The organism is Moorena sp. SIO1F2 (assembly GCF_010672755.1).
Classification (GTDB): Bacteria; Cyanobacteriota; Cyanobacteriia; order Cyanobacteriales; family Coleofasciculaceae; genus Moorena.
In genome coordinates this window covers 1-12,788 of sequence record NZ_JAAHFV010000183.1, presented here as the reverse complement: position 1 = coordinate 12,788, position 12,788 = coordinate 1, and the positions used below count along the sequence as shown (strand labels likewise).

General features: G+C 43.5%; 11 protein-coding genes. 4 read left to right on the top strand and 7 right to left on the bottom strand.

Annotated elements, in window-relative coordinates:
• Nucleotides 1–883: 883 nt before the first annotated feature.
• Together F6J94_RS20295 and nrtS are read right to left on the bottom strand one after the other, a co-directional pair.
• The gene (locus F6J94_RS20295) at nt 884–1,693 is read right to left on the bottom strand and encodes an aminotransferase class IV (RefSeq protein ID WP_293020111.1); all 810 of its coding nucleotides are present in this window, start codon (nt 1,691–1,693) and stop codon (nt 884–886) included.
• 14 nt (nt 1,694–1,707) lie between these two features.
• A complete protein-coding gene (nrtS, locus tag F6J94_RS20290) occupies nt 1,708–2,007 on the bottom strand; it encodes a nitrate/nitrite transporter NrtS (RefSeq protein ID WP_293043700.1) in 300 nt (99 codons plus the stop codon).
• A gap of 1,687 nt (nt 2,008–3,694) precedes the next feature.
• Between nrtS and F6J94_RS20285 the strand changes: the two genes are divergently transcribed.
• Complete coding sequence (locus tag F6J94_RS20285; protein ID WP_075901528.1) at nt 3,695–3,955, top strand: hypothetical protein; 261 nt, start codon at nt 3,695–3,697, stop codon at nt 3,953–3,955.
• A gap of 107 nt (nt 3,956–4,062) precedes the next feature.
• Complete coding sequence (locus F6J94_RS20280; protein WP_293043698.1) at nt 4,063–6,045, top strand: ABC transporter ATP-binding protein; 1,983 nt, start codon at nt 4,063–4,065, stop codon at nt 6,043–6,045.
• On the opposite strand, the gene F6J94_RS20275 is transcribed toward F6J94_RS20280, so the two are convergent.
• The gene (locus tag F6J94_RS20275; protein WP_293043696.1) at nt 6,011–6,205 is read right to left on the bottom strand and encodes a hypothetical protein; all 195 of its coding nucleotides are present in this window, start codon (nt 6,203–6,205) and stop codon (nt 6,011–6,013) included. The genes F6J94_RS20280 and F6J94_RS20275 overlap by 35 nt on opposite strands.
• Before the next feature lie 13 nt (nt 6,206–6,218).
• Nucleotides 6,219–7,127, bottom strand: a complete 909-nt coding sequence (gene aroF / locus F6J94_RS20270; RefSeq protein ID WP_293020102.1) for a 3-deoxy-7-phosphoheptulonate synthase — start codon at nt 7,125–7,127, stop codon at nt 6,219–6,221.
• A gap of 571 nt (nt 7,128–7,698) precedes the next feature.
• On the opposite strand from aroF, the gene F6J94_RS20265 reads away from it, so the two are divergent.
• On the top strand, nt 7,699–9,258 hold the full coding sequence (locus F6J94_RS20265; RefSeq protein ID WP_293043702.1) for a helicase C-terminal domain-containing protein: 1,560 nt from the start codon (nt 7,699–7,701) through the stop codon (nt 9,256–9,258).
• Nucleotides 9,259–9,366: 108 nt separating this feature from the next.
• Here the strand turns inward: F6J94_RS20265 and F6J94_RS20260 are convergent, their stop codons facing one another.
• From F6J94_RS20260 to F6J94_RS20250, 3 genes are all read right to left on the bottom strand, one after another.
• Nucleotides 9,367–10,512, bottom strand: coding sequence for a succinylglutamate desuccinylase/aspartoacylase family protein (locus tag F6J94_RS20260; RefSeq protein WP_293043694.1), 1,146 nt, complete (start codon nt 10,510–10,512; stop codon nt 9,367–9,369).
• 493 nt (nt 10,513–11,005) lie between these two features.
• On the bottom strand, nt 11,006–11,437 hold the full coding sequence (locus tag F6J94_RS20255) for a polynucleotide kinase (RefSeq protein ID WP_293020096.1): 432 nt from the start codon (nt 11,435–11,437) through the stop codon (nt 11,006–11,008).
• Entirely contained in the window at nt 11,421–11,585 is a 165-nt protein-coding gene (locus F6J94_RS20250) for a hypothetical protein (protein WP_293043692.1), read from the bottom strand. Before F6J94_RS20250 ends, F6J94_RS20255 begins: the two co-directional genes overlap by 17 nt.
• 435 nt (nt 11,586–12,020) lie before the next feature.
• On the opposite strand from F6J94_RS20250, the gene F6J94_RS20245 reads away from it, so the two are divergent.
• Nucleotides 12,021–12,620: a polysaccharide pyruvyl transferase family protein gene (locus tag F6J94_RS20245; RefSeq protein ID WP_293043690.1), complete on the top strand. Its 600-nt coding sequence runs from the start codon at nt 12,021–12,023 to the stop codon at nt 12,618–12,620.
• The last annotated feature ends 168 nt before the right edge of the window (nt 12,621–12,788 follow it).

Below are 12,788 nucleotides of genomic sequence, written 5' to 3'. Positions count from 1 at the left end.
CAATGGATAGAACAACTAACTGTAGGTCATAGGTACCACTCATTGCTCTATCTGTATCGCTAATTGGGACAGTTTCTATGAGAAAATTGAGCCAGACCAAAACCATTGAGTAGGGCATACCGAGATATTATCTCCCAGACCTTCTAGGGGCCATGTTGATATATTTCTTCCGAAACTTGTCTTGTAATTCTGAATATATGTCTTTAATTTACACAATTTTTATGAATTAATTTACCGTATAAATACGTATTTTTATTATAGCTATATCATAAAATTTACCCAATATAAATCTAATCTATTGCTTGAATCATAAAGCACCAAATTAAAAACTTGGTAATTGTAATTGCAGAGATTTTTTTAGCTACCAAACAATTATCAACAGATAGCAGGATAAGTATATTTATCCATACCTAATTAAATTTTTGATAATAATCATTGGGTATCTAGCGGTTTTTAAGCTAGTAAGGTACAAGTTTTTGGGTTTATAGGGAGCAGGAACTTCCGAGCAGTAAAGTCAGAAGAAAGAAAAGGGAAAAAATCCTGTGTACCTCATTAGGCTAAAAACCGCTAGATACCGTAAAAAAAACTACTTTGAACGTCTCAAGCTTAGACTAAAGGTATGCAGTCAGCTAATGCGCTACTTGAGGTGCTACGCGAATAGCATTGAGCTCTCAGCTAATGTAAGGCAACCCCTGATCAATAAACAGAGTAGGAAGTTGTTCGTCAATTAACAGTTAATATAGCGTTTTCCATACTTATGAGGTACACAGGATTTTTTCCCTATTCCCTGTTCCCTATTCCCTGTTCCCTATTCCCTGTTCCCTAAAATCCAAAAATTTGGGATCTAACACAATTGAAAACTGCTATATTTAATACTTAAGACTTAATATTTAACCTTACGTAAGTCTTGGAAAACTGGGTGTAGTGGGTCATAAACTCGTTCAGAATTGCCTTGAATGACCCGGTGAATGGGAACAACTTCCACCACGCAGTTAGTGTATGCGATCGCATCCAACTGTCCTACCAACTCGGGTGACCAAGGTTCCTCACGAACTCTCTGATTTTGGCAAGTCAGCCACTGAATTAAATGCGATCGCATCACACCCGGTAAAATTCCAGCTTCCACTGGTGGTGTCCACCAGTGACCATCTCTCCATCCCCATAAGTTACCTGTACTAGTTTCCAGCCAATTCCCGTGATTATCTACCAGAATCCCTTCCTGTGCTCCCATATTTTGCGCCATTTGCTTCGCCAGCCATGGAGATAGGTAATTCCCGGTCTTGTGAGTAGGTAAGCAGCGATGAAATTTTACAGAGGGGGACTGGGCTACCCAAGCAGTGATACCCTGTTCTTGCCACTGGGCTAAATTGGCTGGCAGAGGACGACCCATAATCAATTCTCGTCCATCGGGGAATAGGCTAATTCTCAGCACTGGGTAAAGGGTGATCAGTGATTGTGCTCCTTGGCGCAATTGCTCCCAATCCGGCTGTTGCCAACCAAATGCTTGTAGACTCGATTGCAGGCGATGGCAATGATTAGTCCAATGGGTTAGTGGATGTTCTAATGACTGATGGTAAACTCGTAAGGTCGTAAAAACTGTAGCGCCATAGATAAATCCTGGCTCATCAATGGTCAGGCTTAGGAAGTTGCCCTCAATTAGCTGGCCATTGTACCAGAAGCAGGGTTTTGACATGACTATGATCGTGATTAACCAGAATTGCGATTAGAATCTGCTTTTCCTCTTCGAGCCCTTTGCCTAGAACGGATGGTGTACTGACCATGAATGTTGACCAAGTAGGGAACTATATAGGTTAAACCCCCTGAAATCCATCGCTCTCGATTCATCTGCCGTTGTAGGATAGCAGAACCATGATTGATCACAAACAGAACTGAGCCAACCACCAAAGCCACCCTCAGCGCAGTTGGCATCAATTCGAGATCAACAACACTTAGACAGAACTCTTTTAGAGGTTTCACGCTGTAGCTATCTAGGAAGCTGTTAACCATCTAATTTTACCTAACTGATGGTTTTTTGTTGGGGGTTGGCTGTTAATTACCAAATTAGCTTCCGGCAAAATTCATCCCACACTCATGGCGTAGCATTGAGATGTGGGATGAATTTTGCACAGGGTCTCTCGGATAAGGAAAGCGAGCAATCAAACTTCTAATTAACTCTGACTGAGTCATTCCGGAGACGAATCCTTGAAGAGGGTAGCCTTAATTAACAATTTTTAACCCTTTTGCGCAAGAACCTCAAACTATAAAGGCTACCCTCTTCTACGGAAACTTCTAACCACGCCGTTCTGCTTCTTGTGATAATTGCCTTTTCTCGAAGTCGGTAATCCTGATTATTAGTTTTTTATCTTTTATTTTTGCTTGTCACACTGGAGGGGCGACAAGCGCCCCGTAACCCTTGAGCTATATTAAATTGAGCGAATTATGGTAAAAAAAGATAGGTCATAAATTGTCAATACGACCTATCAAGTTATAATGAGCCCAGAATTAGAACAAAAACATCTAAAAAATCTCCTTGACGAATCTCAATTATTATTTGTTTATAGCACTACGCATTAAGATTAGGACATTCCTAAACTCCGAAACTTAGTCATAGCTTACTTCTGACTTCTGACTTCTGACTTCTGACTTGCGCGTAGCGCTATACCTTGTCGTAATTATTGGACAATATCTCAATAATGTTCAACTCAAAAAAATTGCTTAATCTTTACCTTTTCCTAGTAAATTTACATCAATTTTAAAAAGTTACAGAGATTTTTGTCATTGTCTTGATGCAGTCGCTCATGGGAGAAAGCACGGCAGTCGCTCATGGGGAGGGTCTGTGTGCGGAACCTGCGTCCGCACCTTGTAAGCCCCGTGGGAACCCCCAAGACCGCGCTGCCTCCCCTGTTCCCTTGCTGCATCGCTACCAAGATTTCCAATCAAAACAATGTGGGTTACAATTATTAGATAATGGCTATATCAAACATTTATTAAACAGCAAAAAATCTATTTAGCTATCGATAGAAATAATTGGAATAACCAGAATTTATTGATAGTTAGCTTAATTTATAAAAACCGAGCACTTCTTTGAAGTTACCGTAAGAGAGTGGTTTGTTCGCGTTCGCCTTTGGCGTGGCCTACGGCCAAGCGCGCCTTTGGCGATAGTTACCGTAAGACAGGCTCGCCTTATTTCACGAGTTTTAACCCTTTTTTGCATAGCCTGCCGACGCTCATTGGCGAGCCGTAATAAGGCCTCAGATGAAACCTTATTACGGCTCTCCTAGACCTGACTGCCTGACACATCTGTGTGAAAACCAAACAGATCAGGTTCTACACTTTAAAGACCGAATACGGGAAAACCAAATCTGGTCTAGTGGGACTTTAGCCAAAGCAAACCCCTGCGCCCACGTCTGTTTTGTCAAGTACAATTTATACAAAATAGCTGGGATTACCCTGCCCATAGCCCATAAGCTGATAGCACCTCAAGTAGCACCATCTGTAGCGCATTAGCTGATAGCTGAATGCGCTACGCTATATCAATATACTGCGTCAAGCATTCAGCTATATCAATATCCGATTCAGGGCAATTTCTAGATGGTACAACCCCTAAAATAGTCTCAGGGAAATCAAGAATCCCAAATTAACGTAACTATTGCTAACTATTACCCCCCGAGACCCCCAGAGGATTGCTATATATATGGATGCTTTTGCCCCCTTACCGCCTCAGTGGACCAAATCAGCCACCCATGCCTTGGAGTTCTGCTGTCCTAGTTGTCGAGCATCTGTTCTAGAAGCTGAGAAGGTTTGGATTAATCGCTCCTCACCAGTGATGGGTGAAGACCACCGCCGGAAGTGGCAAGAGTTTTATCAATGTAAGTGTGGCTATGTATGGTGGGCTTGGAGTAGCGATCGCCCACCCTCAGAATTTAGCAATCGAGACAATCCTCCTATCGTTTAACCGCCGATCGTCCTTCCCGTTCTTTGGGTTTTCGTGGTTCACTCAAACCACTCTCAATTTTATTTGCGCTACCATATTGTTCACCAAATTAACACCCCTAGGGTTAGATGACCAGCAGATCACCAGGTAAACAGGCAGCTCCAACAATGCGAACGCAAGAGAACGACTGGAGACTTTTCCTACGCCTAGTCCCCTACGCCCGTCGCAGCAAAGGCCCGCTATTGATTGCAATTACTTTATTGATACCCCTGTCCGTAGCAAGTGCCATTCAACCCTTAATTGTCGGTCAGGTAATCTCTTTAATTCGTCAAGAAGAGCGAACTTGGTCTTTCCTATTAGAGCGCTCCCTATCACAGAGCCTCAATATTCTGATCACTATACTACTATTAACCATACTAATCCGGTTAGTGTTCGTTGGGCTTCAGGGATTCGTGGTGGTGAAGATAGGTCAGAAAATCACTGCTGCTATCCGGGAAGACCTATTTGAGCACGTCACCTCCCTAGCGGTGCGATTTTTTGACCGCACACCAGTGGGGAAATTGATTACCAGGCTCACTAGCGATGTGGAAGCCCTAGGGGATGTCTTTTCCACCGGTGCCATTGGCATCGTGGGTGATTTACTATCCATGATAGTCATTGCTGCTACCATGTTTTTGGTGCAATGGCAACTGGCATCGATCTTAGTGGTAATGCTCTTGCCAGTGACTGCTATTATTATTTACTTCCAGAAACAATATCGCAAAGCTAACTACAAATCTAGGGAAGAACTTTCCTCCCTAAACGCGATGCTGCAAGAAAACATCTCTGGCATTAATATTGTGCAACTGTTTCGCCGTGAACAATACAATGCCGAGATGTTTCGCACGGTTAACCAAAAATACATCACTGAAGTAGACAAAACCATCTTTCACGATTCAGCGATTTCAGCAACCCTAGAGTGGATTTCCCTGGTAGCGATCGCAGCAGTGTTGTGGAGCGGTGGTCATTTTATCCTCAAAGATCACCTGAGTTTTGGTGATTTGTCGGCCTTTATCCTCTATGCTCAGCGGCTATTTGACCCCTTGCGTCGGTTTTCCGAAAAATTCACTATGCTCCAAGCTGGTTTCACTGCCATTGAGCGCATTAGTGACATCATGAATGAAACTATTGAAATTCGTGACCCCGAAGGCTTGCAGGTCAGACGCTTGCAGGTGGTAGGTTCTCCAGAGCTTGAGGAAGGCAAACAAGACCGGAAACAATCTGGGGATTTACCGATAAAGCCTCCAAGCAGCTTGAATGGTGATCTAGCCCATCACTCTTCTAACTTATCCTTCGGCAATGGTTATACTGAACAACCCTTGAACCTTAAACCGTCAACCCTAAACGGAGAGATTTGCTTTGAACACGTTTGCTTTGCTTACAAGCAAGATGAATATGTTCTCAAAGACTTGCACTTTACCATTCATCCAGGGGAAAAAGTTGCTTTAGTTGGTCCGACCGGTGCAGGTAAAAGTTCCATTATTCGGTTGCTCTGCCGCCTCTATGAACCAAGCCAAGGGCGAATTCTGGTAGATGGGATTGATATTCGGGATTTACCCCAGGCAGAACTACGACGCCAGATCGGAGTCATCCTTCAGGAGGGATTTCTTTTTGCTGGTGATGTTAAGAGTAATATTTCTTTAGGAGAAACCTACTCCATTGAGGCAATTAAAACCTCAGCGGAGGTGACAAACGTGGCTAGCTTTATCGAAAAACTGCCCCAAAGCTACGATACCCAGCTCAGAGAGCGAGGAACAAATCTGTCTGCTGGCCAAAAACAATTGTTAGCCTTTGCTCGTGCTGCAATTCGTAACCCCCAAATCTTGGTGCTGGATGAGGCAACAGCTAGTTTAGATGTGGCTACCGAAGCTCTGATTCAAGAAGCTTTGGAACGGCTGTTAGAACAGCGGACTGCAATTATTATTGCCCACCGACTCTCCACTATCCGTAATGTAGACCGGATTCTGGTACTAAAGCGAGGAGAGTTAGTAGAGTCGGGAAGCCATGAGGAATTGTTAGGGCAAAACGGATTGTACGCTAGTCTATACAAATTGCAGATGCTAGGAGATTGATGGCTAATCTAGCATTTTCATTTAATGTCAAACTAGGATTGATGGGAATAGGGAACAGGGAATAGGGAACAGGTAACAGTAGGAAAGAGCGATGCAGCGCTATAAGACCACGCTCAATCATTCCCTGTTCCCTTGTCCGAAGTTCCCTATTCCACTTCAAGTAGCACTATAGATTAAGATGCGTTCGCGTAGCGTGACCGTTCGCGTAGCGTGGCCTTTTGGCCAAGGTCAATCGCTAACTCCGGAAGAGTGACAGGTTCTGCAATCTGTCGTCCCACTGCTGCTGCTATCGGCTTTAAGCTATGAACCAAATCCACCATTGCTTCGATGGAAAGCGCCTGTCTAGCATCAGAAACAGATTTTTCTGGTTCCGGGTGACATTCAATAATGAGTCCATCTGCACCAGCTGCCACTGCAGCTTTTGCCAGAGGTGCCACTAATTCCCGCTTACCCACAGCATGGGAAGGGTCTACAATCACCGGCAAGTGAGTCAACTGCTTGAGTGCTACTACTGCTCCTAAATCTAAGATATTGCGGGTATAGTTATCGAAACTGCGGATACCTCGTTCACACAACACCACCTGAGAGTTACCGTGAGTGAGGATATATTCCGCTGCCATGACGAATTCCTCAACAGTAGCAGCTAGTCCCCGCTTTAGCAGTATCGGCAAGTCTTGCTTACCCAAGGCTTTGAGTAAGTCAAAGTTTTGCATATTGCGACTACCTACCTGAAGCAGATCAGCGTGGGTAGCAATCGATTCAATTTGCCCAATCGACATCACCTCGGTCACTACTGGGATTTGATGACGCCTGCGGATATCAGACAAAATTTCTAGTCCTGCTAGTCCTAGCCCTTGGAAAGAGTACGGGGAGGTGCGCGGTTTGAAGGCACCTCCCCGCAACGCTTGTACCGGGGCAGCTTTGAGTTTAGTAGCCACTGTTTCCATCTGGGCGTGACTTTCGACGGTACATGGACCACCAATAATCACCAGTTCTGAGCCACCGAAGACAACTTGTTCTGAGAGTCTAACGATGGTTTGGTGATTGGGGTTAGTAGCTAGTGCTAATTTAGCGTTCAACATGGTTATGGACTCCTTAGTTACAGATGTTAGTTACAGATATGGACATAAAAAAAACCCGGTTCCTTGAGGGTTCCGGGTTGCTGTGAAAGCTTGGCACGACCTAACTACCCGGAACGATTTCTGGGCCAAAAAAAGTAAAAGCCGTAAACGCTGTAAAGGTAGGTGGTCATGTCTTGCTCCTGTCGCTGCTTTGCCTAAAAAAACAAAGGACCGCAGATTATATTGCTGCGGTCCACCGGGGGGTTCCATATGGAACTATCCTCACCTCCGGTGAACCTGCCTAAACCAAAAATAAAAGTAATAGCTGGGGCTGAACATGTCTCTTTGGGGCTAAGCCATGAAAAATTTGGCAATTTGTATCGAATGATACTACCCTAGCAAGGGTAATAGCCTCATGTCAATAGTTACTGGGAAATCAGGAAAATACTGAGCTACTATCCCTGACTTCGATGCAGCCTAATCCGATCTATGCTTGTCTAGTCTTTCACGATATTTGCCCAAGACATGATTTAAGATCACAGCATAAGTGCTCATTGCTCAGTTTAACGAGGCAAAGCCGTTGAATGCTAGTTTGATTGAAGTCAAAGTTCATTCCTCGTTACGAGATTTTCTGCGATCGCAGGGTCAACCCAATTGGCCTCACCAATTGACTATGGCGAGGCTAGTGGCACGAGCCTTGCGGTTAGGGCGTTCTGCTTTGATACAGACCGGTTTAGAACCCTTGCAGGAAACCTCTCTACAGTCTTCCTATCGCCTGAGTTACCTGGCACCAGCCCTGGTTTGGTCTGGACCTGTGATCGTAGTGGCACCCTTATGGATACAAGAATGGTTGCTGCAAAAGGAAATTCCCCTTTTACAACAGTGGTTTGGTACCGATAAGGTAATTCATACCAGTGATAGGTTTCCCGATCAACCGTTCCAAGGACTGTTGATTACCTCACCAGAATCGTGGCTAACAGACCGCTTGAAGAACAAGGGCTGGTTTCCTAATCATATTCCTACTGTGATTGATGGTGTGGATGACCTAGAATCTTGGAGCAGTAACCAGCTTAAAGGCTGCATCCAGCCCCAAGACTGGGACGCACTGATGCAAGCCCATCCACAACAGGCTGATTTGATTCGGGATGTGCGGGTAAGGCTAACCAAAGCCTTATTTCAGCGCCCTGCTAACCCCTATGAGTGCTACCTGATTGAAGCAGATCAGCAAGATGGCTTGCAAAAGCTATTTGATGGACTAAGTTCCCTCAGCACTGAACCAGAATCTCTCTATTTGCTGAAACCCTGGGAAAAGTTTTGCCACTTCTGGCAGCAGTCAGGTCAGCTAATGTGGGCAACCGTTGCGCGATCGCAAGGTCAGTTTTCCTTATATAGCGCACCAGTAGAAGTGGCTACAGCCTTAAATCCCATTTGGTCGAGACAGCCAGTAGTGCTAATCGGTGGGGCTCTAGATTTAGAGAAAAGTGCCTCTGTGTACCGTCAGCAGCTCGGATTAGGGGAGTTAACCTGTTTGAAGTTTTCCCCTCACCGACAGATTCAACTGTATTTGCCCGATCGTCTACCCATGCCCAATACAGAGCGATTTCAAAACGCTCTGACTCAAGAAATTCGCACCCTACTCAACCTAAGTCCTGACATCACCAGACCAGTAGTTATTTTAGTCGGAGATGTCCCCCTCAAAGCCCAGCTAGGGGCAGTCTTAGCAGCAGAATTTGGTTCCCGGGTGCAGGTAGAAACCACCAGTCTCAGTGACAGAGGTATTTTGATTTGTGGCTGGGAATTTTGGCATAGGTATCAAGCTCAAATCCCCTCTCCCCAACTGTTGATGATTGCTACCTTACCAATTCCCTCTTTAGAAAATCCATTAGTTGCTGGTCGAGTCGCTTACTACAAGCAGCAACGTCAGGATTGGTTTCGTTTGTATTTGTTACCAACAGCATTAAGAGAATTACAACGAGCAGTAGCACCAGTAAGAGCTACTCAAGGCTGTGTTGCCATCTTAGATAATCGTGTAAACCGCCGCAGTTATGGACGCCATGTGCTATCAGCCTTGAGTCCTTTTGCTCGAATTAATTATTTAGATGCTAGTTGGTTTAATTCAGATGCTCCAGAAGGACAAGATAGTTGGCTTTAGAAAGTGAGTAGGTTGGTCAAATTAAAGCCAATCACATTAAAGCCAAAATGTTGAGGAGCCCAAGTCCTAATTACAATCCAAGTTTTCATTAACTGTTCTCACCCCTACCTAATTATCAAATTGCCGTATTGATATCACATATTCTCCTTGATTCGCACTATAATTTGTTGAAACATCAAACACTAAACCATCTGTCTCGGCCTTGATATCAATTACATTCGGTAGATTTCCTTCTTTATTAAAGCTCAGTAGCTGATAAAGTCTATCTCCTACTTTGACAACACTCCCTAACTTAACTCTCGATTGAATCATTCCTCCAGCCGGAGCATAGTATCTCTCGATGTTATCTTTAGATGCTAATTGCATTTTGTAGGAGTCTGGATCAGTTATCGGTAAATCCGGTAGTTTTAACATTCCTTTTTTCGACAAATAGTTTTTGATACCGTATACTCCATTTTTTACCGACTCTGGATTCATTTGCATCCCAGATCCCAATTCTAGAGTCCATGATTCAATATCAAACTGAAGGGTTCTGCCTAACTTAGCCAAGGCTTTCTCTAACCCTTGCCAAGGCTTAATAAATGCCTCATCGAAAGCATCACCATCATACTCATCTTCATGCATCACAATTCCATAATCGAGAAGAAAGTCTTTGGCGCTTTCTTCCCGAGAGTAGAAGCCATACAAGAAATCAAGTCCTTGATTAGTAGAACTATGGATATCAATCACATAGTTAGCATCTACACATAAAGATTGCAGTTGATAGCGGTAAAGGTGACGAAACGGTAATCCCCTCGGAGAGTAGCAGTCTTCTAAGTGTTGTTTCAAGCTAGACTGGATCCGTGCTAAATAGTTATTTCTGATTTCATCAGGGTTCAAATTAAGTTGAGATTGGGCGAAATCCTCTAAATCATCACACTCTTTTTCATAGTCCCAAAAAATCCTATTCCAGTCTTGACCATCGTAAGGATTGAATCCTCCTGTGGCAAAGAAATGACTACGCTGATTAGTGCTAGCTGGATTACAAACAGGGACCAGCCAGATTTCCCCAGTCAGCTGAGTGTCATCCAGAGTGCTCAAAAAGTCAATCAACTGGTGAATCACTGCATTACCAACAATTTCACAACCATGGAGATTGCCTTGTAAATATGCCTTCTTTCCTGGTTGGGAGCCAACGAATTTATAGACTTGGAGCGAAATGCGATCGCCTGAGGTGAGTTGCTGAATTGGAATAGTAGAAATAGTTGGATTCATATAGCAGTTTTAAATTGGGTTAGGTAAAACGTCCTGGGTTTTAGGGAGTAGGGAGTAGGGAGTAGGGAGTAGGGAGTAGGGAGTAGGGAGTAGGGAGTAGGGGTAATAAAATTGACTGTACCTCATAAGGATACCATTTAAAAACATTTACAAATATGTCATTAACAATCTTGCTGATTTATCATAACATCAAAAACTCTTCGGTTCTCTTTCCTACTGTTCGATGTTCCCTGTTCCCAAGTTCCCTTTTTCTATCAATCCTAATCAGCCCTCACCTCTACGCGGATATTCTACAAGTGGCGGGAGAGTAACTGGCAACCCGAAACAGATGCGATTGGCCGTAGGCCACGCGGGGCGCGTTCGCTTTCCCTATGGTGAGTTTCTCAATAGACCTATGTCAGCTTCCATATTTGGCTAGCCAATCCAATGTCCACATAAACGGAATTCCAGCTGCAACGGCTGCCTCAGCATCTTCGTTGCGATTGACCTTCGGTCACGCTTCGCGATCGCCAACCATCAAAGCTGAAGAGCCGCTCGTTTTAAACTGCAAAATCATTCCCGGCTTTGGTTTTCGGTATTCTCCAGCGTATGTTTTACTGGTTACTTCAGAAAAGTAGTGTTGCTCGCAATAATAACAGGTTGTCCCATAGTCAGGACAAAAAATAATTCCTTTGAGCTGGGGAAGCAATTTAAGAGTTTTCTGTTGCTCTTTAATACAATTCTTCAGGGTTTTATGTCGGGCTGCAACTCCAGCCTGATTGGTCACCCCAAGAATGATATAACCCTTATTTTTGAAACATTGCAGAGCTTTATCAGCTCCTTCAATAACTTTTTGCTGGTCAGGGTAGTCAATAAATCTACCGTGACCACTCGGCTGGCGAATGGTCCAGTCGCAATCTACAAATAGCTCAAGTTTTAAATTCATGAAGCTTGCTGGGTGGTACACCAATTAGCGATGCAGCGTGGTCTTGGGGAGGTCTCGTCACCTGAACTTGGTGATGGTGCTTGAGATGACCATGAGGCAGTTGCTCATGGGGGGAACCCCCATGAGCAACTGCCGTGGTTTCCCCCACTCGCGCTTTGCATCAAGACAGGGAATGGAGGGTTAATTTCCGACTGTATCTTCCATGAGGTCATTGGCATCAAAGCATTATATACTAAGCTTTTTAGGGCTGATGTCACCCCCTCAGTTTTTCATCAAAGCTTAATATAGTTACTGCTTTAGTTAATGTTTTCGTCAAGTTTTATGGAATTGTGAAAATTTTGCTGAAGTTATATCTATAATTGCTTTTAAAATAAAATTCAGCCATCCAATTCAACTAGTTCATTGAACTCCTGATTAGTTACATCCATGCTTAGGACATTTGGCTTGGATGTTTCCCTTGATGGTAATCGCTGATTAAGATGCTCGCTTATTGTCTAATTAATTAGCTGAAGCCACTTGTTTTATAGAGCAATTAACTTGTTACTTAATCCCTGAAAAAATGAGATAATCTTAAGGACAGAGTGTGAATATTTTCCTGATTGGTTATTACGGTTATGGTAATATTGGCGACGATTTATTTGTGGCTCAGTTAACTAATTATTTCGCTAGCAAAAAAGATGTCAAAAAAATATTTATCTGTTGCCAAACTAACTATTACCAAGGTTTTAGTGATAAAGTTTTATTCTTTAAGAATGCACAACTATCAAAACTCAAAAGAACTTTATTACTTTTGAAAAGTGACTGCATAGCCTGGGGTGGGGGAACCTTAAACCTGCAAGACAGGCCCAGGAATTTATCAAGGATGCAAGCCTTGTCAAAATTAATGGGTAAGCGTTTCTGCTTCCTGGGTGTTGGATTAGAAAGCGTGAAATCTGAGAAGAAAAAAAAGATAGCTGATATCTTTGAAAAAGCCGACCTGCTATACCTTAGAGATAACCATTCCTATGAAATGGCATTGCAACAGCTTCAACTTTCCAAATCACCTGACTTAGGAGGTGACTTGGCTTTCTTGGATTTGACTATGTATGAAAAGTTTGTCAAACCAGCCAAGCAAGCTAGTGATATTGCCAACATATCCTTCTCTGGAAAATTTTGGTGGGGTGAAGGCAGAGCTGAGTTTTAAGCCCGTATGCGTATTAGGGACTACCATCGGGAGCGCTCCCGGGATCCCGAAGTCAAAGTCCAAAAACCGTGAACTTCGGGAAAATCATTTTCCCGAGGCCATATATGGTTGAAAAAATGCACCTTTCTTTCATGTTTAAAAATTAAAGCCTTTTTTACACATTTATAA